General features: G+C 37.0%; 22 protein-coding genes. 19 read left to right on the top strand and 3 right to left on the bottom strand.

All coding sequences use genetic code 11. The features are described from left to right. Positions 1-12 precede the first annotated feature (12 nt). Positions 13-3,042, bottom strand: coding sequence for a SusC/RagA family TonB-linked outer membrane protein (locus tag OZP11_RS08725; protein WP_281234832.1), 3,030 nt, complete (start codon positions 3,040-3,042; stop codon positions 13-15). Between the two features lie 493 nt (positions 3,043-3,535). Here OZP11_RS08725 and OZP11_RS08720 point away from each other — a divergent pair, with 493 nt between their 5' ends. Further along, positions 3,536-3,919: a helix-turn-helix domain-containing protein gene (locus OZP11_RS08720; RefSeq protein ID WP_281234831.1), complete on the top strand. Its 384-nt coding sequence runs from the start codon at positions 3,536-3,538 to the stop codon at positions 3,917-3,919. 45 nt (positions 3,920-3,964) lie between these two features. On the opposite strand, the gene OZP11_RS08715 is transcribed toward OZP11_RS08720, so the two are convergent. Both OZP11_RS08715 and OZP11_RS08710 read right to left on the bottom strand, forming a co-directional pair. Then, on the bottom strand, positions 3,965-4,141 hold the full coding sequence (locus OZP11_RS08715) for a histone H1 (protein ID WP_056253890.1): 177 nt from the start codon (positions 4,139-4,141) through the stop codon (positions 3,965-3,967). A gap of 69 nt (positions 4,142-4,210) precedes the next feature. Continuing rightward, positions 4,211-5,908, bottom strand: a complete 1,698-nt coding sequence (locus tag OZP11_RS08710) for an AraC family transcriptional regulator (protein WP_281234830.1) — start codon at positions 5,906-5,908, stop codon at positions 4,211-4,213. A gap of 335 nt (positions 5,909-6,243) precedes the next feature. Here OZP11_RS08710 and OZP11_RS08705 point away from each other — a divergent pair, with 335 nt between their 5' ends. From OZP11_RS08705 to OZP11_RS08620, 18 genes are all read left to right on the top strand, one after another. Continuing rightward, on the top strand, positions 6,244-6,933 hold the full coding sequence (locus tag OZP11_RS08705; RefSeq protein WP_281234829.1) for a hypothetical protein: 690 nt from the start codon (positions 6,244-6,246) through the stop codon (positions 6,931-6,933). A gap of 293 nt (positions 6,934-7,226) precedes the next feature. Next, positions 7,227-8,114, top strand: coding sequence for a helix-turn-helix domain-containing protein (locus OZP11_RS08700; RefSeq protein ID WP_281234828.1), 888 nt, complete (start codon positions 7,227-7,229; stop codon positions 8,112-8,114). 33 nt (positions 8,115-8,147) lie between these two features. Then, positions 8,148-9,350 (top strand): hypothetical protein, encoded by a 1,203-nt coding sequence (locus tag OZP11_RS08695; protein ID WP_281234827.1) that lies wholly within the window; start codon positions 8,148-8,150, stop codon positions 9,348-9,350. A 16-nt stretch (positions 9,351-9,366) separates the two neighbouring features. Continuing rightward, positions 9,367-9,933, top strand: coding sequence for a hypothetical protein (locus OZP11_RS08690; protein WP_281234826.1), 567 nt, complete (start codon positions 9,367-9,369; stop codon positions 9,931-9,933). A gap of 230 nt (positions 9,934-10,163) precedes the next feature. Further along, positions 10,164-10,661: a hypothetical protein gene (locus OZP11_RS08685; RefSeq protein ID WP_281234825.1), complete on the top strand. Its 498-nt coding sequence runs from the start codon at positions 10,164-10,166 to the stop codon at positions 10,659-10,661. Positions 10,662-10,789: 128 nt separating this feature from the next. After that, entirely contained in the window at positions 10,790-11,128 is a 339-nt protein-coding gene (locus OZP11_RS08680) for a DUF4134 domain-containing protein (RefSeq protein ID WP_281234824.1), read from the top strand. A gap of 11 nt (positions 11,129-11,139) precedes the next feature. Then, the gene (locus OZP11_RS08675) at positions 11,140-11,448 is read left to right on the top strand and encodes a DUF4133 domain-containing protein (RefSeq protein ID WP_281234823.1); all 309 of its coding nucleotides are present in this window, start codon (positions 11,140-11,142) and stop codon (positions 11,446-11,448) included. Between the two features lie 34 nt (positions 11,449-11,482). Beyond that, entirely contained in the window at positions 11,483-12,130 is a 648-nt protein-coding gene (locus OZP11_RS08670; protein WP_281234822.1) for a DNA cytosine methyltransferase, read from the top strand. Next, positions 12,111-14,579, top strand: coding sequence for a TraG family conjugative transposon ATPase (locus OZP11_RS08665; protein ID WP_281234821.1), 2,469 nt, complete (start codon positions 12,111-12,113; stop codon positions 14,577-14,579). The genes OZP11_RS08670 and OZP11_RS08665 overlap by 20 nt, the downstream gene beginning before the upstream one ends. Before the next feature lie 12 nt (positions 14,580-14,591). After that, positions 14,592-15,281 (top strand): conjugal transfer protein TraI, encoded by a 690-nt coding sequence (locus OZP11_RS08660; protein WP_281234820.1) that lies wholly within the window; start codon positions 14,592-14,594, stop codon positions 15,279-15,281. 12 nt (positions 15,282-15,293) lie between these two features. After that, positions 15,294-15,914: a hypothetical protein gene (locus tag OZP11_RS08655; protein WP_281234819.1), complete on the top strand. Its 621-nt coding sequence runs from the start codon at positions 15,294-15,296 to the stop codon at positions 15,912-15,914. 11 nt (positions 15,915-15,925) lie between these two features. Continuing rightward, positions 15,926-16,561: a TerB family tellurite resistance protein gene (locus OZP11_RS08650; protein ID WP_281234818.1), complete on the top strand. Its 636-nt coding sequence runs from the start codon at positions 15,926-15,928 to the stop codon at positions 16,559-16,561. Positions 16,562-16,607: 46 nt separating this feature from the next. After that, the gene (traJ, locus tag OZP11_RS08645; RefSeq protein ID WP_432419662.1) at positions 16,608-17,774 is read left to right on the top strand and encodes a conjugative transposon protein TraJ; all 1,167 of its coding nucleotides are present in this window, start codon (positions 16,608-16,610) and stop codon (positions 17,772-17,774) included. Between the two features lie 12 nt (positions 17,775-17,786). Then, positions 17,787-18,410: a conjugative transposon protein TraK gene (gene traK, locus OZP11_RS08640; RefSeq protein ID WP_281234816.1), complete on the top strand. Its 624-nt coding sequence runs from the start codon at positions 17,787-17,789 to the stop codon at positions 18,408-18,410. A gap of 209 nt (positions 18,411-18,619) precedes the next feature. After that, on the top strand, positions 18,620-18,859 hold the full coding sequence (locus OZP11_RS08635; protein WP_281234815.1) for a hypothetical protein: 240 nt from the start codon (positions 18,620-18,622) through the stop codon (positions 18,857-18,859). 4 nt (positions 18,860-18,863) lie between these two features. After that, a complete protein-coding gene (gene traM / locus OZP11_RS08630; RefSeq protein ID WP_281234814.1) occupies positions 18,864-20,150 on the top strand; it encodes a conjugative transposon protein TraM in 1,287 nt (428 codons plus the stop codon). A gap of 17 nt (positions 20,151-20,167) precedes the next feature. Then, on the top strand, positions 20,168-20,998 hold the full coding sequence (gene traN, locus OZP11_RS08625; RefSeq protein ID WP_281234813.1) for a conjugative transposon protein TraN: 831 nt from the start codon (positions 20,168-20,170) through the stop codon (positions 20,996-20,998). A 27-nt stretch (positions 20,999-21,025) separates the two neighbouring features. Then, positions 21,026-21,829 carry a hypothetical protein gene (locus OZP11_RS08620; RefSeq protein ID WP_281235514.1) on the top strand — a complete coding sequence of 268 codons (804 nt, stop codon included), beginning with the start codon at positions 21,026-21,028 and terminating at the stop codon, positions 21,827-21,829. Positions 21,830-21,833 lie beyond the last annotated feature (4 nt).

The following is a 21,833-nucleotide window of genomic DNA, read 5'->3' as shown; positions in this document are numbered from 1 at the left end:
AAAGGATTAAGATTAGAAAGTAAACTGTATGCTAGTACTGTAAATTCGCAGCGGTGGCAAATAGCCTGGCGTAATAAGTTCTGGATCAACTCCCTTATATTTGGTGAAGATTAACACATTCTGACCCTGCAAACTGAGTTTACAATTAAATTTTTTTGTCCAGTTTAGCGGTAGATCATAGGAGAGGGAAATGTTTTTCAATCGAATAAAGGAAGCATCACTAATAGCAGCATCACTCTGGGAAAGTCGTGCATTGGAAGACCTAAGAACCGGACTATTTGTGCTGTAATATTGATATGGTCCCATATCACCTGATTGTTGCCAGTGATTGGTTACGGCACTTGCCTGATTGAACATGGTACCTGGCATTGATGCTCCAAAATTTTCATTGAAATTTTCTTTTTTTACAAACTGAAATAAGAAATCCAATGTAACATTTTTGTATTTAAATTGGTTTTGAAGCCCGCCATAGTATTTTGGGTTCAGGTTTTTAGTGGTTGTTTTATCATCCGCTGGTGACAATATCCCATCGCCGTTCACGTCTTCAAACGTGTAGGCTCCTGAAACTTGGTCAAGTCCCTTATAACGATATACTTTAATTATATTGGTTGGTTCACCGATGACATATTGGTTTTTATAAGTTGAGGCCTCTAGTCCGGGAAAAGACAGCAGTTTATTTTTTGCAATGCTTATATTAAAGCTGGTACTCCATGTAAAATCGTTTTGTTTTATGTTCAAGGCTCGAATTGTAAATTCCAAACCGCTATTCTGTACTTCTGCATCTAGATTCGCTTGGAGGTTGCTAAACCCAGTCGTTCCTGCTAATGGAACCCCAACAAGCTGATTGGATGATCGATTACGATACCAAGCCAAAGTGGTGAAAATGCAATCGTTTAGAAATCCGGTTTCTAGTGCCACTTCTAATTTTCGATTAGTTTCCCAGCCAAAATCAGCATTGTAAAGCCTGGTTGGTTCCATACCCGAGATTCCCGCGTAGTTTTGACTTGAAGTACTGTAAGTATCTAGATACTGATAATCGCCAATTTGATCGTTTCCGCTGGTTCCGTAACTGGTACGCAGCTTTCCATAGCTTAAAAAAGGTAGATTTCGTTTGATGAGACTTTCATCGCTAAAAACCCATGCAGCTCCAATTGCCCCAAAGTTGGCAAATCGTTTGTCGGAGCCAAAACGGCTTGAACCATCGCGTCTACCAGTGAAATTAAAGAGATATTTACCAAGAACATTGAAATTAACGCGGGCAAAAAAGGCATTGTATCGATATAGATTTTCATCAGATTTTAAAACAAGATAGGTTGATGCTGAGGCAGGATTTTCCATCAAGCTGTTACTGGCAAACCCTCCTGCATAGCTATTAAACTGATTTCCTTTTTGCTGTTGAAAAGTAGTTCCTGCGAATGCTTCTAATTTTACTTTTCCGATGTTTTTGTTCCATACTAACTGAGGTTCAACGATCCAAGAACTGCGCACAAGATCATTGGAGTAAACACTTGAGTATTCGCTTCCAGCGCCATAGGAAGGATTGTAAATAGTGGATGGAGAAAGTGTCAGCTGTTTCTGGTTCAGGTTTGTATACCCAAAGCTGCTTTTAATGGTAAAGCCTGTGCCCAAATCATACGAAAGTAGTGCATTGGCAAGCAGGTCATTTGTGTTCCCTTGAATTTTCCCCTCTAGTCTGGCTAAAGGATTCTCAAAAGTATTGTTCTCCCAGTTTAAATTTCCGTTTTCATCGTATAATGATGGCGCATTGGGAGCCATGGTTAAGGCGTTTCTGGTAATGTCAACCGAAGGCAGGCTACTGGATTGCAAAGTGTATGATGCGGAGATGTTGATACGGAACTTTTTATTTGCTGATTCATGGCTGACATTTAAATGTCCACCACCTTTGATGTAATCAAAATTCCCTGGGAACACGGTAGTTTCTTTGCTGTAATTCCCACTCAGCAAAAATTGCGTCTGCTCTGAACCGCCAGTTAGTGCGCATTGAATATTGGTATACGAAGCGGCACCTCCTATAAGTTCTTTTTGCCAGTTGGTGTTACGGTTTTGGTCCCATGTTCCGTTGACATCATATGCCGATGAAGGGTAATTGACTATACCATCGTTCGCGAAAGCTTCACGACGCATGTTAAGATAGGTAGGAGTTTCCATAACATCTAGAAAACGGGTGGCATGACCAATACCTCCTGCGTAGGTAGTTGTAAAGCGGGTTTTACCTATTTTGCCTTTTTTAGTGGTAATCAAGACTACACCATTTGCACCGCGTGAGCCATAAATGGCGGTTGCATCAGCATCTTTTAATACTTCGATATTAGCAATGTCAGAGGGATTTATGCTGTTTAATGGGCTATTTTGTATAGGCATGTTTCCTGATGTATACCTGCTTCCGATGGTCTGTGAAGAATAAGGAACTCCGTCAATAATATACAAAGGGTCATTTCCCTCTGCCCTAAGACTGTTTTGTCCGCGAACCTCTATGGTAAAACCACCTCCAGGCATCCCGGTATTCTGAATTACATTCACACCCGCCATTCTTCCCTGCATGGTTGCCACAACAGTAGTGACAGGCTGTGTTTCAATATCTTTGGAGGTAATCCGGGCAATACTCCCCGTACGGTCGCGTTCCTTTACGGAATAATAACCAGCATTTACCCGGACCTCCTGTAGCGTAGTTGTATCATATTCCAGCTTAATGTCAATTTTAGTGCTGTTGTTTACTGCAATAAATTTAGTTTTGAATCCTATAAATGAGACAATCAGTGTATCCTTAGCTAAGGCATTTATTGTGTACTGTCCATTAAAGTCGCTAATGGATGAATTATTAGTTTTACCCTTTATCGAAATTGTTACGCCAGGCAGAGGATTTGAGCCATCAGTTACAGTTCCGTGTACCTGATTTTCCTGAAAAAATGTATTATACCGATCTATATTACGGCCAAATGATGATGAAAAAGAAAAAAGAAAGCCTATAAATATTAGGCAATAAAATCCCTTTCCATCCTTGAAGAATGAAAAATAATTCATAATATTGGTTTTGGTTAGTTAAATTGATTTTGATTAGCTAAGGTCCTCTTCGCTAGTTTGGTCGCTGCCGTTGAGGGCCAATTTTATGCTTAATTTTTAAGCAAATTTGATTTTAATTCACAGGCATTTTTTTTTGGTTAGTATACAGTTACTAATGCGATAGAAAAATAATGAAGGATTTGCGATGAATAGGAAAGAGGAGTTAAAGTAAAAAAGGCGTAGAACTCAGCTTAAACGATTCAGAGGTACTGGTATACCTTACGCACGAATAAGTGAGCCCACGCCTATGACGTGAGCATCTTACTTATCATCTCGTGCGTTAAAAATTACCAGTTTTCTGAAACGAGATTCAAAGCGAATGCTTCAAATATTTTAATTGAAGAGTCGCAAAATTACATTTTTGAATGTATTATTTGTGACAAATATAACAAAATATTCTATTCGATACAAATTTGTATCGAATAAATTAATCTTTTTTCTCAATTTTTACTAAATGGAAACAACAAGTGAAATAGAGTTAAATTTAATTAATCTGCAGATTGGATGTATGCTTCGATTGGGTAGATTAAAACAAAATTTATCTCAACATACACTTGGACTCAAAATAGACTACAGTTCAACGATGATCGGAAGAGTTGAGCGTGCTGAAAGTATTAGTGGATGGGATAAGATTTATACGATAAGTCGTTACTTAAAAATAGACTTTAAATCTTTATTTGTCTTAAAAAGTTTGGAATCGCTAATAGTGATTGTTGAAGAATCGTTTAACTTAGAGGCTAAATTAACACAGGAAAAAATTGATTACTATAATATTCTAAAAAAGACTTTAAGAATTCAATTTGATTTGCTTGAAAAGGAACGTCAGACCAATAAATAAAAAAGCCTTCATTTCTGAAAGGCTTTTTAATTGAGCATGTAGCGATTATTTTTTAGATTCCTCAATAGAAACTTTTCTAAACTCTTTTAAAAGTTTTTCAATTTCCAAAGAAGATTTACGAGCTCGAGCTCCAGCAGCTTTAACTCCTTTTTCCGATAGAGAATCAGATTCAGTTTTGAATGTTTCAATCTCTGCATTAATCTTTGCGATTAGATCTTTCATATTGTCTTTTTTTTTAATTACGGCAGCAAATGTAAAAGTTACAGATTAAAACGAGTTCAAAAAAATGAATTATTTGCTTATTTGCTCGATAAAAAAATTAACTGGCATTTGGGTCTTTTGCCTGAACGCAAGAGCAAATTGCTGCGTACTGCTGAAACCAGCCATTTCCGCTAAAGCTGAATTAGTATATTTTCTTGCCATTCTATCATTCTTTAGTAATTCTATTATATAATCTATTTTTAGGTCATTAATATATTCTACGAAACGTTTTCCTTTGTAATGTGAAATTACTTTGTAGAGATATTTTGAGTTGGTATGTAGCATTGAAGCGACCACATTGAGGCGAAGATCTTTTCCTAGAAACTTTTTAGAATCTTCAAAATTCTGTAATGCATTTAAAATAGAAGTAATTGTCTCGAAGGGTATATCAAGTATTACTCCTTTCTCTTTTGTCGATTCTTTTGTATCTTGAGGTTTGGTGTTTAATTCAAGTATAAGTTCATCAAATTTCTTTTTATAAAACTTTTTATTCTTTTGATGCCTGTAGTTAAGATAAAAAGATACGGTAAAAAGTACCAATATAACCCCCGCAAAAATTAAGTCATAATGCTTTTCCTTTGCAAGTTCTTTATGAATCTGCGTATTTTCAGTTAGAATTTTTTCTTTCTCAATTATTAGTTCTTTGGTATCATAGCTCTTATGTATTTTAGTCACAAGATATTTGTACGTATTATTTAATATTGTATCTGCGCGGAGTAGCTGGTCGATGTAGTACAATTGCTTATTGAGATCTTTTTTATTTTTGTAATAACTAATTAAAAGCTCGTATGCCTCACGAAGATCAGGTCTTATATAGTTTTTGTCTTGAAAAACAGAATCAACTTTTACTAAATAGGGAAGGGCTCTCTCTTTATTTTTTACTGCCCAAAAACTCTTACCGATATAAAAGTATCCTACTGTTTCATTAGCAAAATCTCTATTGTCTTTTACTTTTCCAATAACTGATTCTATTTTTGACACTGCTAGATGATAATTCTTTTTGAAATATTCATTAATTCCATCCGAATGAATAAAATAGATCTCCATGTCAGGAATTCCCATAGATTTGCCTTCACTAATCCCCTTTCTATTAATATCAGAACACAGTCCGTAATTTCCAATTCTGTTGTAGCACACTCCAATTGAATGAAGTGTGTTGAGATAAGCTGTGGTATTTTCAATTTTGAAATAGACTAAGCAATCATTAAATAATGAAATGGCTTCGTCATAAAACCCAAGATAGTATTTGATTTGAGCCATATGATATTTTACCTTATTGATAAGATATTTATCATCTGAAACAGAAATATAGATATTTGCCTTAATGTAATACTGGAAAGCATTCTCATAATCTTTACGACCATAATACACTATTCCTTTTGAGAGATATGATGAGCCAAGCATAGTATTGTCAGCTGATCTTTTAGCACTGTAAATCATGCTATCTGCGTAAATTAGGCGTAATTTTTCAGGAGAATGATGAAGAATATTTTGGTATGCATAAATTATCTGTTTCCAGTTTTTTTCTCTTTTAGCTTTATGTAGATAACTGAAGAGATATACAGACGCTTTCGAACTGTCTTCTCGATACTTATACAATTGATCGTCTAGGTAAGTATAAGTTTTATATTTTAATGAATCAGTTGATTTTAATTCTCTTTTCTGTGCAAAACCGAATTCAGAATAAAAAACACAAAACAGCATTACAAATATTAAATTTTGTCTCATACGGGCGATATTTTTTAGAGATATTTCATTGTGATTTAATGAATCCTGAAGAAAATTTGCCACTGCAGGATTATCTTTCTAAAGCCATTTGTAAAAATAGGTTAAATAGTTGAATGTTAAGGAATTGTTATGTTAAAATGAGGTATGGATTTCCATGAAATCCATAGTGTAATTTCATGGAAATCCATACACAATGGCTTGCGCAAGGCTTTTTTACGAAATAGATTTGCTCCGAATTCAAAGGCAAAATGTTCAGCAAGGTGCTGAATTAAAGTTCTGCCAATCCGGATGAAATGGACTGGGGTAATTCCCGCTCACCGTCAAACTATTGAGAAATGAAAAGTTTTTTATTAATGAGCATGACCGCTTTTTTGGTACTTTCATGTTCAGCTGACCAAGATTATAATTCTGAAATTGTGAACACTGTGGTTCCAAATGCAAATGAAAAAGGAATAAATGCTTTTAATAAGTTTAATCCTTTTGAACAGACAGGTATTAATTTTTACAATGACCTTGACTTCTATGTTTCTAAATATGGATATCCTAGCTCTAATGAGCACTTAATTGATCAAGTATTCTTTTTACTGGCTAAACGCGGAGATAGTAAAATGACAGGTAAAAGCGTCATTACTATAACACCAGAATTGATATCATTGATTTTATCAGATCCTGAAGGAAAACTTGTAGAAATTATTAATGAAGCCGATTTGAGTATAGCTGTAAAAACAAATTTAAATGAATTTGTTGCGGATTTAATTAGTAGAGCGCAGGACGATTATGATGAGGTATATGAACACATCGTATCATATGAGGCAGCTGTTGTGGTTGATTCAATTTTGGAAGAAGATGAAAAAGATACAATTTTAAAAGTTTCATCAATTTCGAGATACTCCCTATATGCCGAGGCTAGACAACGTGATCCTGATTGGAAGACATCAGTGACAAACAGGCCTTCAGTTCCCTTCCTGAAAGAGAACCAAATGACATATATTAATCTGGCGGTTCTTTTAAACGCAATCAAATAAAATTGAATAGATTATTAAAATCCTATTAGAATGAAACTGCGAAGCATTTTATTTCCACTCTTGATTTTAGTAAATCTTATAGGTCTCTTTTTCATCATAGGTCTTTTTACCTATGATGAGATGGAAGCCGAAAATCATAATGTATTAAGTTTATGTAACAACCTTAGAATTTCTGCATATGTTCTATATGTAATTACTCTTTCCAATCTTTATTTCTTTTTTTTTCTCATAATTAGAAGGAAATTTAAAGATTAAATACTTGGATACATCTTAAAAATGATAAAATTAGGATAATGTTAAAGAATTTAATCAACACGAAACTGCAAAACCTTCCTATTGACGGATTCGATATTCACCTTATTAAAAAGTATGAAAAAGTCACTAATAGTGTAGATGAATTTAAGTCTGAAAATTTAGCCTTTTTGCTAATAAGATCAGGAGGATTTAAATTAAAACTTGAAGACGTTATTCAAGATTTGTCGGCACGCGATTTAATTATAATTCCTAAAGACTCAGATTGTAATATTCTTGAAATTCACGATAAACTGCAGATTTATCTAGTTACATTCTCTTCAGAGTTTACGGTTAAAAACTGTCTCAAAAAAGAGCTAATCGACTCGTTTTACTTTTTTATAAGGAAAGAAACAATGAAAGCATCACTGAATGAAAACGAATATTCAGTTTTGTCTCTTATTTATAGGCTTGTATATTATGTAAATGTGAATGCACAAAGAGAGGGATATGAAAGTGAGCTACACCGCATAAGTTTAAATTTATTCCTTTATGAACTTAAAGTTATTTATACGAAGTATGTTGGGAATTCGATGCCTAAGTTCACTCGAAAGGAAAATATTGTTATGGAGTTTTTGACAATATTGTCAATTCACTATAAAAAACAGCATCACGTTCAATTTTATGCAGGAGCTCTTTTTATCACTCCAATTTATTTAAACAGAGTGGTAAAAGAAATTACCGGCAAAAGCGTCAAAATATTAATTATAGAGGCACTTATAAGCGAGGCTAAGATTCTTCTGGAAGATGGTCAGCTTAGTTTGTTAGAAATATCAGAAGAACTGGGATTCGAAAGTCTGTCAATTTTTAGGATATTTTTTAAAAAGTACACTTCTTTATCGCTTTCTGATTATCGATCTAATTCTTTTGAAAAATTCAAAGGCAGCTAGTGGTTGATGTAATTATCGAAAAAAAACTATGCTATGATGAATAATATATATCCATTAGAATGGTTTGATTCTTTGATACTGCAGACTTTTGATCCATTAAGCATGAATATTGACAGTTTGACTGATAATGATATAGCAGTTATTTCTGAGAATATTTCCAAGGAATCTATAAAAATACAGGTGCATATAAAAAATGAAGTTTTTTCATTAAAGAAGAAACGACATATACGCGTCACAGTCAGGCAATATCATTCAACACTAATTTTTCTGCTGGACAGTATTATGGAAAATCGAACGGAAAAGGTCATTCAATCTGACAAAATACGGAAGCTTGCTGATCTTCTCATTTCAAACCTGGATTATCTGATTTCTTTCATCGAGGATAGATTCTCTTATTATTTGAGCCTAGATGAAAGAGTTCCAATTACCTATCTTATGGTTTGCAGAAAGGAACTAGCATTAAAACTGCAAAGAATCAGTAAAAGGAATTTAAGTTGTGAGTCTGACAAAGTAACAATCAAGCGAGTTGTAAAAATAGTACAGAATGCAATTGAAGCAGAAAACGGAAAGAAACTAACTTATCGCCGGATCCTTTATTTCCGGGAGCTTTTAAAGCTGTTAGATGAACATAATGATGAGATGGAAAATCTTTCCATTTTCAGTCCTCTTGATGAACTTCTAATCGACCATAATTTTAATTCGGTGCAATATATTTCAATTCTAACAGAAAGAATGACCGAACAGATTTACAAAACCGAGAAACAATCTGCCAAATTAAACCTGCTTCTGCTATTTTTCAAGGATTTTAAACAGCTTCACTCAAATGTGAAAATAACGTTCGATGCAAGCCATCAGAACATTAAGGATGTTTTGGAGAATTGGTTTGTATCAGAAATTAGTTTCCTTCAAAACCGAGATAAAATTGAAGCTCAAGATATCTCATCTTCTAAAAAAAATAGCAATCCCTCACATCTTGCTGACCAAAATAAAATCCAATGCACCCTTTCTTCTGATCAAATGGGTCTGATTTTAAGAGCAACCGATGAAACAAGGATATTAAAGGCCAAGTCAATGAGCCTGATTTTTAAAACGATTGTTCCTTATCTGTCAACACCATTTAAACGGAATCTATCGTATCAGTCGGTAAGAAGCAAGTCCTACAATCCTGAGGAAAAGGATAAAGAATTTGTTATTAAAACATTAGAGAAAATTATTAAGCATATAAAAGAATATTAATTTAATTATTGAGATTATGAAAACATTATTAAAAATAATACCATTGCTTTTGTTTCTTTTTATCTCCTGCCAGAATAAAGAATTGGATTTTAAAACTGCGGAAAACTTGATTATTACAAAATACAAATATCCAACTGTTATAGATTTTGAAGTTTTTTGCAGCGATCCTATTCATGCAAGAAGAATGCTGGACTTTGGTCTGGAGGAGAAAGGCCTTGTGAAGATTATGGAAACAAGAGAATTTAAGGATCGCGATAAGCCTTTGATCGAATTTACAGCCATGTCAAAATACTTCTTGCTTGAAACAACTTTAGAGGAAAGAGAATCTAAAATTCAGAAGGTTAAGATTGGAACTAGAAAGTTTGATAAAATCATTTTGATAACTGCAGAAACTAGTGACAACAGAATAGCGGTAGCCGAGTACAATGTAAAATATGATATGAATGCATTTGGAGTACTATGGCCAGGCCTTCCTGCCGAAAAAAAAGAAAAAGCATATTTCATATTCTCAGATAATGGCTGGCAGATTATTGAGAAGAAAGATGCCGAACTTATGATGCTTAAGAAAATTATGGAAAAATAAATATCTAAAAAAAGCAAAAATCAGCCTCCTAATAAGGAGGTTTTTTTATGGACTTAAATTACTGCCCTTTGCTAAGCCCGTAATATCATTGAGAGGTACAGGGGTACAGCTGGGGTACAGAAAAAGTTGTACTTGTAGAAGTTTTATTTCCACAGTTACTTTGGAATGTAAAATAAACCATAATTGTTCTTTCTGGTTTATTCATAGTATGAGATGATGTTGAATGATAAATGAAAAATGCTATGTTAAATTCTATTTCTTGGAACAGTTACCTAGTGGCTGTTATTACTCTATTAGTTCTCTGGTATCTGTATACAGGGTTACGCTATTATTCTTCTGAAATAAAGCAGATTCTCTCAGGCAGAAAGAAAATTGGTTTTCCGTCATTAGGAAAAAAAACAAAAAATGATTTCTTGCCTTCTTCTGACCAGGAAGATGGTAATCCTGCAAATCTCAATGAAGCATTTCAAGAATCTTTTGCTACCCTTGATGAGGTTAAAGAACTGTCAGAACGATTGACTGGAGCAGTTTCAGAAAGCGCCGAACTGGGCCGTGCAAAGCAGGAATTCAATAATTACATCAGATTAATACTCTCTGAATATCCTTATGTGAAGATCTCTTCTTTACGCAGCAATGTAAATAATCTGCTTGCTTACGAAACCAAAAAGCACCCTGAACTGCTTCTCACTTCTACTGAGGCAGACGAACTATGGGAAGAAAATAATTAAATGACAGCAGAGGAACTTTCCCCGTCCGCTCTAGTGCGGTATGGTAAAATGTGACAAGGAGAATAGATGATGCGACGGCGCTGTTCCTCTGCTTTTTGAAATAGTATTAATCTTTAAAATGATGTACGATGTTGAGTGATGGAATAAAGTTAAAGCGTTTTTTTAAAACAAACAAGGTATTCATAGCCACTATTCTTTTGGTTATGATAATTAGTGGGAATGGATATGCCCAAGATGGTGTTGCCGGAATCAATGAGGCCAACCAAAAGGTGAGAAGCTATTTTGATGCCGGCACAGAACTTATGTATGCAGTTGGAGCAATACTGGGACTCATAGGAGCGGTGAAAGTATATCAGAAGTGGAATGCAGGCGATCCCGACACAGGTAAAGTGGCAGCAGCATGGTTTGGCAGCTGCGTCTTTCTGGTAGTGGTTGCCACTGTGATCAAATCTTTCTTTGGTGTTTAATCGGCTTTAAAATGAGCAGTGTTTATCAGATTAACAAAGGGATCAATCAGTCAATTGAATTTAAAGGCCTGAAAGCCCAGTACGTATGGTATCTGGGCGGAGGTGTCGTGGGACTTATGATTGTTTTTGCGGTGCTTTTCATAGTCGGCATTCCCTCTCTTGTCTGTGTGGCTTTAATTGGTACGGCAGGAACTGTGATGGTGATTAAGATCTATAAAATGAGCAGGCAGTATGGTGAATTCGGCATGATGAAAGCTTTAGCTGCGAGGCAGATTCCTAAATGTATTAAGGTGCGCAGCAGGGCAGTTTTTATTAAGTGATAGTTGAAGAACGTTAAATAGATGAGGATGGATTATGAAGGTCTTAAACTTATATGCCGGAATTGGCGGAAACAGAAAAAACTGGGATGAGATATCGGTTACTGCAGTTGAGCTGGATCCTGCACTGGCAGCATTTTACTCGCAGAACTTTCCAGAAGATAAAGTGATTGTAGGGGATGCACACCAGTATCTTTTGGATCATTACAAAGAGTTTGATTTTATCTGGTCATCACCGCCGTGCCAGTCACATTCCTCTTTCCGGCAGAATATCTGCGTGAGATTCCGAGGCACTCCTGCTGTATTTCCCGATATGAGGCTGTATCAGGAAATTTTATTTCTGCAGCATAATGCCGAGTGTTTATGGGCCGTTGAAAATGTCAAACCTTATTACACTGCGCTTATCGAACCTGATGCAGCCCTTCAGCGTCATCTTTTCTGGTCCAATTTTCAGATTCCAGAATTGGAAATAAAGACAGTGATTAAAATACGTCATGCACAGATTCCTGAACTTGAAGAGGCTTTAGGTTTCTGCTTAAAGGGATCTAATATTTCAAACAAAAGACAGGTGCTTCGCAACTGTGTGGACCCAAATCTTGGGCTCCATATTTTGAATACCGCCAGAAGTCTCTATATGAAAAATGTGAAGAGTAAAACTAGGAAAAATGGAAAAGGAGTTAGGTGATGTTTTACCGATAATGGACGTGCAGCATGACTGCATTTTATCAAAACAGGGTGATATAACAGTGGTTTTTAAGGCGGATCTGCCGGAAATTTTCACAATGTCTGACCAGGAGTACGAGGCGTTTCACCAGTCATGGATAAAGGCGATAAAAATTCTGCCGAAGTTCACAGTTTTTCATAAACAGGACTGGTTTTTACAAAGCAGCTATAAAGCGGACTTTGATAATGAAGACAGCAGTTTTTTAACCAGAAGCAGTGAGAGATTTTTTAATGAAAGGCCATTTCTGGATCATTCATGTTATATAATGATTACCAAGAAACCAGCAGGAAGAAAAAATTCCAGTTCGTTATTTTCTAATCTTATAAGGAATAATCTTGTGCCTGACGAAACTCTCAATTTGCAGTTTCTCCAAGATTTCATTGACAGCACCGGCCAGTTTAAAAGGATCATGGAAGACAGCGGGTTTATACGGCTGACAAGACTTCAAAATGATGAACTGAAAAGCCAGAGCAGAAACACAGGGCTTATTGAAAAGTATTGTTTTCTTTCTGAAAATGAAAATTTGTATATCTATAATGATCTCAAGTTTTCAGACGGGATGCAGATAGGGGATAAGCACAGCCAGCTTTTTACTCTTGGGGATGCCGCTGATCTGCCGGCGCTCTGCGGTTCAAGAATCAATTTTGACCGTTACTCAACTGATAAGACAAAGTTTAGCATTGGATTTGCCTCAACACTGGGCCAGCTGCTGTCCTGCAATCACATATACAACCAGTATATTTTCATTGAAGATTCGCAGAAAACAATCCAGAAACTGGAGAGCAAAAGATTAAGACTTCAGTCATTGTCTGCTTACAGCAGAGAAAATATGATTGCAAGGGACGCAACCAACGATTTTTTGAACGAAGCTATCGCGCAGCAGCGCCTGCCTGTGAAAGCGCATTTTAATGTTCTTGCTTGGACATCTGAAAAGGAAGAGCTGAAAGACATAAAAAACAAAGTGTCATCTGCGCTGGCGCAGATGGACGCGGCCGCCAAACAGGAAACTGTTGGAGCTCCGCAGATTTACTGGTCGGGGATTCCCGGAAACGCAGCAGATTTTCCAATGAACGATGCTTTTGACACTTTTACCGAGCAGGCAGTCTGTTTTCTGAATATGGAGACGGGTTATCGATCCTCTCTAAGCCCTTGCGGCATTCGCTTGGGAGATCGCCTGACCGGAAAACCTGTTCATGTGGATATCAGTGATGAGCCAGTGAAAATGGGAATCTGTACTAACCGAAACAAGTTTGTGTTGGGGCCTTCTGGAAGCGGAAAATCCTTCTTTACCAATCATATGGTCAGAAGCTATTACGAACAGGGGACTCATATTGTTCTGGTGGACGTTGGGCACAGCTATAAAGGCTTATGTGATATGGTAAACGGCTATTATTTTACCTACGACGAAAAGAACCCTATCCGTTTTAATCCATTCTATATCGGGGAAGGAGACAGTCTTGATACCGAGAAAAAGGAAAGCATCAAAACACTTTTGCTGGCTTTATGGAAGAAAGATGATGAAACCTTTAATAGAAGCGAATATGTGGCGCTTTCAAATGCGTTGCAGCTGTATTTCGAAAAACTGGATAAGGATGAATCGATTTTTCCTTGTTTCAATACTTTTTATGAGTTTTTAAAACAGGAGTTTGTAACAGTTCTTCAGGGTGATAATGTAAAAGATAAGGATTTTGATGTGAATAATTTCCTTTATGTGCTTCGTCCTTATTACAGCGGAGGAGAGTTTGACTATCTGCTCAATGCTGCTGAAAATCTGGATCTGCTAAAAGAGCGCTTTATTGTATTTGAACTGGACAACATCAAAGACCATCCGATTCTTTTTCCAGTAGTGACCATCATCATCATGGAGGTATTCATCAGCAAGATGAGAAAACTGAAAGGCATACGAAAAATGATTCTAATTGAAGAAGCATGGAAAGCCATTGCGAAGGAAGGAATGTCAGAATATATCAAGTATCTTTTTAAAACTGTGCGTAAGTTCTTCGGGGAGGCAATTGTCGTAACTCAAGAAGTGGAGGATATCATTTCATCGCCTGTAGTGAAGCAGGCAATCATCAACAACAGCGACTGCAAAATTCTGCTGGACCAGAGCAAATATCAAAATAAGTTTGACCAGATTCAGGAACTGCTTGGGCTGACTGACAAGGAAAAAGCTTTGGTGCTTTCGGTGAACAAAGCAAATGATCCTTCCAAGAAATACAAGGAAGTTTTTATATCTCTTGGAGGAATGCTGTCCAAGGTTTACAGGACAGAGGTGTCTCTGGAGGAATATCTTGCCTACACTACAGAGGAAAGCGAGAAAGTAAAAATGAATGCCTACGCCCAGAAATTTGGAGGAGACATAAAAAAAGGAATTGCCGCTATGGCTCAGGAATTAAGAAGCGGAACTTAAATTAGTGTAAAAATGAAAACGAAAATTAAAGCTGTCACATTTTTAATGTGTTTCTTTTTAGTAAGCATGCCTGCAAGACCAGCAGAAAAGTCAGCAGCCCTGCCGATACTGGAGATTGTAAAAGCAGTTACCAAGAAAGTAATAAAGGCAATTGATCTGGGGATCCAGAGAATGCAGAATAAGACCATCTGGCTTCAGAATGCACAGAAGCAGATTGAAAACACGCTTTCAAAACTGAAACTCGATGAGATTTCGGACTGGACAAAAAAACAGCGTAATCTCTATAAAGATTATTACGACGAACTGCAGAAAGTAAAATCTATTATAACCTACTATCAGAGAATTAAAGAAATTTCAGAAAAACAGACCCGTTTGATTGAGGAATATGAAAAGGCCTGGAATCTTTTTAAAAGAGATGACCATTTCAAGATCTCTGAACTTGAATACATGGAAAAAGTGTATGACGGAATTCTTGGAGAAAGCATGAAAAATATCGACCAGATATTTTTAATGATAGAATCTTTCACCACGCAGATGAGCGATCTGAAAAGACTCGAAATTATAAATACAGCAGCGGATCAGATAGATTCAAATTACAATGATCTGAGACTTTTTAACCAGCAGAATGTACTGCTAAGCCTCCAGAGAGCAAAAACAGATGCTGATGCAGCTAAAGTGAAACAATTTTACGGAATTCCGTAATCAACATTAAAAATGATGAAAAAGATAATAATGCTTCTTGCGATTGTTTGTTTATCTGCATACCAGCTTCAGGCTCAGCAGGCAAAACAGAAAAGAATGCTGCTGCTTCAGATAGCAGCTTTGCGAACTTATGTGGATTATGCTGCAAAAGGCTATAAGGCAGTTAAAAGCGGACTTAACTTTATATCAGATGCAAAGAAAGGAGAAGTAAACCTGCACAACGATTATTTCACATCATTGTTATCGATTAATCCTACAGTAAAAAACTACGGCAGGGTGGCTGAAATAATCACTCTTCACATTGAAATTTTTAAGACATATAAAAATACTTTAGCAAGTCTCGCACAGGATGATCTATTTCTCGGAAATGAACTTGAATACATTGAAAGGACTTTCAGGCGCCTGCTGGACAGCTGTGATGACAATCTTGATATACTGGTTCTAATCACAACCAGTACATCGCTTGAAATGAAAGATGATGAACGTATTAAACGTATTGATAAGCTTTATGAAGCTGCGCGGGATGATTATGCTTTCTGTAAAAAATTCAGCGGTGAGATTAAACTTCTGGGATTATCAAAAGCAAGAGAAAAAAATGATGTAAAACAAGCCGAAGTTCTGCTTGGCTTATAAACACTAATAACATGAAAAAGTTACTTATATATTTTGGAATGCTTTTTCTGATGTGTATGCCTTTTTCGGTAAAGGCGCAGTCAGCCGAAATCCAGCAGCTTATTTTAAATATTGAAAAGCTGTCGCAGTTTAAAAAGATATTAAGCGACATGAAGAAAGGATATGATATTCTCAGCGGAGGGTATAAGGCTGTCAAAGATATGTCGGAAGGAAATTTTTCACTTCATAAGACTTTCCTGGATGCCCTGATGCAGGTAAGTCCCGTTGTTAAGAATTACAAAAGAGTCGGGGATATTATTTATTATCAGTTTATGCTTATGAGGGGAAGCAGAAAAGGGATAGACCGTATCATTAAAAATCAAAGTTTCAGGCCGCAGGAAATCCAGTATTTTGAAAAAGTGTATTCTAATTTAAGCAGGGAAAGCCTCAGAAATTTAGACGAACTGACTTCCATCGTAACAGCTGATAAACTCCGAATGAGCGATGACGAAAGGCTTGCAGCTATTGACAAGATATATGAAGATATGCAGCAGAAGGTGCTCTTTCTAAATGATTTCAATGGATCAATATCAGTGCTTGCACTGCAGCGTTCTAAGGAAGCTAATGATGTGACTGCGGTGCGGAACGTTTATCAATTTAAAAATTAACTCTGGCCTTATGATAAATATTTTCAAATCAGCTGTATTAGTATTAATGCTCTTTATGTTCCCTGAAACAGTTTCTGCACAGGGACTCGGAGATAATATCGTCAGTCTTCATGCAGTTCTGGAACAGCTTTACGATGAGATGATGCCGCTTTGCAGCAATCTGATTGGAGTCGGGCAGGGGCTGGCGGGATTTGCTGCAATTTTCTATATCGCTTCAAGAGTCTGGCGTCATATTGCCAACGCAGAACCGATTGATTTTTATCCGCTCTTCAGGCCCTTTGTGATCGGTTTCTGTATTATGATTTTTCCTTCTGTTCTGGCGCTCATAAACGGGGTCATGAAACCAACAGTTACTGCCACAGCTTCTATGGTTGAGGGGTCAAACAAAGGAATCGAAGTGCTGCTGAAAGAAAAAGAAAAAGCAGTCAAAGAAAGCGCACCCTGGAAAATGTATGTCGGAGTGCTGGGCACAGGCGACCGCGACAGATGGTATAAATACACCCATGACGGTGCAGATCCTTCAGATGAAGGACTTATGGAAGGAATCGGGAATGATGTAAAATTTGCAATGGAGAAAGCGTCATATAGTTTTAGGAATTCTGTAAAGGAATGGGTCAGCGAAATTTTGAGAATTCTCTTCGAAGCTTCTTCATTGTGTATTGATACTCTCAGAACATTCCAGCTTGTGGTGCTGTCCATCTTAGGGCCTTTGGTATTTGGTATCGCAGTCTTTGACGGATTCCAGCATACCCTGACAGTCTGGCTCGCCAGGTATATAAACATTTATCTCTGGCTTCCCGTTGCCAACATTTTCGGCAGCATTATCGGGAAGATTCAGGAACAGATGCTGAGGCTGGATATCTCACAGATTAATACTTCGGGAGATACTTTTTTCAGCAGGACCGATATCGGATACTTAATTTTCATGATTATAGGAATTGTAGGGTACTTTACTGTGCCTTCCGTGGCCAATTATATCGTGCATGCATCAGGAGGAAGCGCATTGGGACAGAAAGTGACAAGCTTGTTTGGCGGATCAACTTCTACTGTGATTGGTGGTGCTGCCACTGGAGCAGGAATGGTTATGGATTCAATGGGAAATGCAGCAGGCAGAATGAGCCAGAGCATGTCATCTTCAGCAGCTGCGTCGCCTTATTTTGAGGAAAAAGGAAATTACATGAGCGAGAAGCTCAAGGGAAACTCTAAAAATTAAAAGCACTCGATTATGTTTAGTAAAATGAAAAATATAGATACTGCTTTTCGTCATATAAGAGGATTTACCATGCTGGTTATTCTTTGCTGCGCTGCCATAACCTGTTATGCTCTTTATAAAAGTTTCAGTTCCGTCGCTTTGATGCAGGACAAGGTTTATATCCTCGCAAATGGAAAAGCTCTTGAGGCATACGCATCAGATCGTAAGGATAATGTACCTGTTGAAGCAAGGGATCATGTCAGGACATTCCATCAGTTTTTCTTCAGCCTTGACCCAGATGATAAGGTAATTAAAGCCAATGTAACCAAGGCCTTGTATCTGGCTGATAATTCTGTTAAACGCATATATGATGATTTAAAAGAAAACGGATATTATTCGGGAATTATATCAGGAAATATAAGCCAGACTGTTATTGTAGACAGCGTCCGAATTGATATTAATGAATATCCCTACCGCTTTAAATGCTATGCCCGGCAGAACATTATAAGGACAACAAGCATATTGAACAGAAATCTGATTACAGAAGGAACGCTGCGAAATGTTTCAAGGAGCGATAACAATCCGCATGGGTTTTTGATTGAACGCTTCAATACTCTTGAGAACAAAGATCTTGGAACAGTAAACCGAAAGCCATGAGAAGTCTGATGCGAAAACAAAGACAGAATGTAAAGTCTTCAAGGTCATATATGCTGATCAGATTCTGGTGGGTAACAGAAATGAATAGGCTGACTAGAGACCTTTCAAATTCACAGCTTAAGTTTTCACTAATCATTTTTGCCGCCCTTGGAACGATTTTATGTGTTTATAACGCATTGAGCGGTTTTCTGTCAGAAAGTCAAAAATCAATGAATATTGATGCAGTAAAAGTAGTGAAGCCTGCTTATAATGATGAGGTAGGCCATATGCATTCTCTGGATCTGCCATTTAACAAATATGCTGAGAGATCCAATCTCAGCAGATATATCGACAGTGTAATAAATGCAGCAGACTTAATCGATTTGTCTAAAAATCAAAATTCTAACGTTGACGATTTTACCAGCAGTCCGAAGCTCAACGAAACTAATTCATCTAACTATAAAAAATAAGATTATGGAACATAAAACACTTTCAGCCAGAGAGAAAAAGAATCGCAGTATGATGCTGGTTCTTCCACTGCTTGTTCTTCCATTTATAACCATGCTGTTCTGGGTGCTTGGAGGAGGCAAAGGAACAGAAAATCTAATTTCAGGAACTGAAAAAAAAGGATTTAATATGCTGCTTCCAAATCCAAAACTAAAGGAAGATTCCAGTTTGGATAAAATGAGCTATTATGACCAGGCATCAATTGATTCGATAAAACTGCAGGAACAAAAAAAGAAAGATCCTAATTATTCGGTTGGTGCGGAAGATAATGATAATCTTGAATCAAAACGTTTTTTTGATACGGATGAGGTTGCATGGAATGATAAACAAAACGGACTGAAAACAGACTATCTAAAACCAGAGAATGAAAAGAAGATGTACCAGAAACTTGAAGCGCTCCAGAAAGCTATTGCGGAGCCTCCAAAAGAATATCAGAGCGGTCAGGATATGAGGGAATTTCAGTACCAGAAAATGCCTCATGGTGAATCAGCCGAGTTGAAAAATCTTGAACAGCTCATGGCAGCCATGAGTGCGCCTTCTGAGCCTGATCCTGAACTTGTCCAGCTTGGCGGCATGCTGGAAAATATTCTGGATATCCAGCACCCAGAACGTGTACAGGAAAAACTGCGTCAGAACTCAAAGCTTCAAAAAGGAAAAGTTTTTTCAGTGAACAGAAAAGCTGAAGAGCTAAACCTGAGCTCTCTTCAGACCAACAAAGTAAATTATGAGCAGTCAGCAAATTCATTTTATTCGCTTGATGGTGAAATCAAAGATGAACAAAATCAGAACGCAGTTGAGGCAGCGGTTCATGAAACGCAGACGATTGTCAACGGTTCTATTGTAAAAATCAGACTTGCAAGTGACGTTTTTATCAACGGTGTACTAATTCCAAAAAACAGTTTCGTTTTTGGGACAGCCTCACTTAAGGGAGAAAGGCTTGAAATAAAGATCAATACCATAAAATACCAGAATTCCCTTTTCCCGGTTGAACTATCTGTTTTTGATATAGATGGCATTAAAGGGATTTACATTCCTGGAGCCATAAACAGGGATGTAGCAAAAGCATCCGCTGATAGGTCCATGCAGAATATTGGACTGGCAGGAGTCAGTGATTCTTGGGGAGCCCAAGCAGCAGGAATGGGAGTGGAGGCGGCCAAATCACTTTTAAGCAGGAAAGTTAAGCTGATAAAAGTAGGAGTCAAGGCAGGTTACAAAGTGCTTCTCTACGATGAAAAAGAAAATAATGAACAATAACTTTAAACTAAAAGGAAATGAAAAATTTAAAGACACTAATTATCACATTTATTTTTCTGGCTGGTCTTTCAGTTTCTGCACAGTATGATGCTAAAGCCGAATTTAATAATATACAGCTTAGCTATACAAAAACCACCAGTATTTTATTTCCGTATGCAGTAAAAAGCCTTGATATCGGAAGCCGTGATGTTTTGGTGCAGAAAGCAAAGGGAGTGGAAAATATCCTGCTTCTTAAAGCCGGTAAACAGAATTTTCCACAGACTAACCTGACTGTTGTAACTTCCGACGGTAATCTTTACAGTTTCATTTTAAATTTTGATGATCTGTGTCCTACATTAAATGTGGATGCACGGTTACGAATTGGCGAGGATAAATCGCTGCTGTTTTCCCTTGAGAACGAAAACCAGAAAGAAATAAAAGAATATGCCCTGCTTGCTCTATTCAAGAAAAATAAGGTAAGCGGACTGGTTTCAAAAAAAGCAGAAATTGAGTTTAAGGTTGACGGCATTTTTATTCATCAGGACGTGATGTATTTCAGATTGGTTTTAGGGAATGATTCCAGAATTAATTACGATGTGGACCAGCTTCGTTTTTTTATCCGAGACCAGAAAAAATCCAAAAGAACTGCAGCTCAGGAAATAGAAATGACACCGCTTTTATGCACCGGAGAATTTAGCAGGATTTCCGACAAATCAGAAACTACAGTAGTATTTGCGATATCTAAATTTACGATACCGGAAAAGAAGAAATTCACAATGCAGGTCTTTGAGAAAAATGGAGGCAGGAATCTTGAACTTAATATAAAAAACAGGCACCTGGTAAATCTTGAAATACTGGGTAACTTATAATCAGTACTAATTTTAAATGTGAATATCATGAACGAGAAAAATGTACAGTATCTGAAAGACCAGTTAAAATATACTGGATTCGGAGAAACTTTTGATGCTGAATTAAGAGAGAATATCCAGAAAGGGGATAAGGACTTTAAATTGATGCATACCGGTATTATGAACAATGGTGTCCCTAACAAAGATACAGTAACCGTTGAACTGAATTTTAAAAAGTCCGACCAGAGCGATATGTATTTTTTCAATAGCTATCAGGTTAATCTCCAGAAAGAGCATAATAAGCCGGGATTGGAACAGACTTTTTATATTAATAATGATAATACCAGCATCACTCTCAAAGAGGCGTATAATTTGATGGAGGGCAGATCGGTCAATAAGGATTTAAAGAATAAGGACGGTGAAGCCTATAATTGCTGGATTCGTATGGACTTCAAAGAAAGTGACGACCGTGGAAATTTCAAACTTCAGCATTATCATCAGAACTATGGATATGATCTGGAAGCTTCGCTGGAAAAGCATTCAATAAAAGAACTTCTGACACCTCAGTACAAGGAAGATCTGATGAACTCTCTGAAAAAAGGCAATCTGCAGTCCGTAACTTTTGTGGTGGGAGGAGAGGAGAGAAAACAGTTTGTGGAAGCTAATCCCCAGTTTAAGACTATTAAGGTTTATGATTCTTCTCTGCAGAGAATAAATGACCGTGAAAGCAAGAACGAGAAGCAGTCGCAGTCCAAAGGAAAGAGCGCAGACCTGACTGACAATTCCGATGAGACCTCTCAGAAAGAAAAAAAAAGTAATTCCCGTTCAAAAAAAGCGGGCAGATCGGTTTAAGGTG

The organism is Flavobacterium gelatinilyticum, from assembly GCF_027111295.1.
In the GTDB taxonomy this organism is placed as follows: Bacteria; Bacteroidota; Bacteroidia; order Flavobacteriales; family Flavobacteriaceae; genus Flavobacterium; species Flavobacterium gelatinilyticum.
Note: the sequence above shows the minus strand (reverse complement) of the source record. Positions and strands in the feature narration are given on the sequence as shown.

Bases quoted from the DNA above. Each gene is read 5' to 3' on its own strand.
- OZP11_RS08725 (WP_281234832.1), bottom strand. From the start codon at position 3,042: ATGAATTATTTTTCATTCTTCAAGGATGGAAAGGGATTTTATTGCCTA.
- OZP11_RS08720 (WP_281234831.1), top strand. From the start codon at position 3,536: ATGGAAACAACAAGTGAAATAGAGTTAAATTTAATTAATCTGCAGATT.
- OZP11_RS08715 (WP_056253890.1), bottom strand. From the start codon at position 4,141: ATGAAAGATCTAATCGCAAAGATTAATGCAGAGATTGAAACATTCAAA.
- OZP11_RS08710 (WP_281234830.1), bottom strand. From the start codon at position 5,908: ATGAGACAAAATTTAATATTTGTAATGCTGTTTTGTGTTTTTTATTCT.
- OZP11_RS08705 (WP_281234829.1), top strand. From the start codon at position 6,244: ATGAAAAGTTTTTTATTAATGAGCATGACCGCTTTTTTGGTACTTTCA.
- OZP11_RS08700 (WP_281234828.1), top strand. From the start codon at position 7,227: ATGTTAAAGAATTTAATCAACACGAAACTGCAAAACCTTCCTATTGAC.
- OZP11_RS08695 (WP_281234827.1), top strand. From the start codon at position 8,148: ATGATGAATAATATATATCCATTAGAATGGTTTGATTCTTTGATACTG.
- OZP11_RS08690 (WP_281234826.1), top strand. From the start codon at position 9,367: ATGAAAACATTATTAAAAATAATACCATTGCTTTTGTTTCTTTTTATC.
- OZP11_RS08685 (WP_281234825.1), top strand. From the start codon at position 10,164: ATGAAAAATGCTATGTTAAATTCTATTTCTTGGAACAGTTACCTAGTG.
- OZP11_RS08680 (WP_281234824.1), top strand. From the start codon at position 10,790: ATGTTGAGTGATGGAATAAAGTTAAAGCGTTTTTTTAAAACAAACAAG.
- OZP11_RS08675 (WP_281234823.1), top strand. From the start codon at position 11,140: ATGAGCAGTGTTTATCAGATTAACAAAGGGATCAATCAGTCAATTGAA.
- OZP11_RS08670 (WP_281234822.1), top strand. From the start codon at position 11,483: ATGAAGGTCTTAAACTTATATGCCGGAATTGGCGGAAACAGAAAAAAC.
- OZP11_RS08665 (WP_281234821.1), top strand. From the start codon at position 12,111: ATGGAAAAGGAGTTAGGTGATGTTTTACCGATAATGGACGTGCAGCAT.
- OZP11_RS08660 (WP_281234820.1), top strand. From the start codon at position 14,592: ATGAAAACGAAAATTAAAGCTGTCACATTTTTAATGTGTTTCTTTTTA.
- OZP11_RS08655 (WP_281234819.1), top strand. From the start codon at position 15,294: ATGATGAAAAAGATAATAATGCTTCTTGCGATTGTTTGTTTATCTGCA.
- OZP11_RS08650 (WP_281234818.1), top strand. From the start codon at position 15,926: ATGAAAAAGTTACTTATATATTTTGGAATGCTTTTTCTGATGTGTATG.
- traJ (WP_432419662.1), top strand. From the start codon at position 16,608: ATGCTCTTTATGTTCCCTGAAACAGTTTCTGCACAGGGACTCGGAGAT.
- traK (WP_281234816.1), top strand. From the start codon at position 17,787: ATGTTTAGTAAAATGAAAAATATAGATACTGCTTTTCGTCATATAAGA.
- OZP11_RS08635 (WP_281234815.1), top strand. From the start codon at position 18,620: ATGAATATTGATGCAGTAAAAGTAGTGAAGCCTGCTTATAATGATGAG.
- traM (WP_281234814.1), top strand. From the start codon at position 18,864: ATGGAACATAAAACACTTTCAGCCAGAGAGAAAAAGAATCGCAGTATG.
- traN (WP_281234813.1), top strand. From the start codon at position 20,168: ATGAAAAATTTAAAGACACTAATTATCACATTTATTTTTCTGGCTGGT.
- OZP11_RS08620 (WP_281235514.1), top strand. From the start codon at position 21,026: ATGAACGAGAAAAATGTACAGTATCTGAAAGACCAGTTAAAATATACT.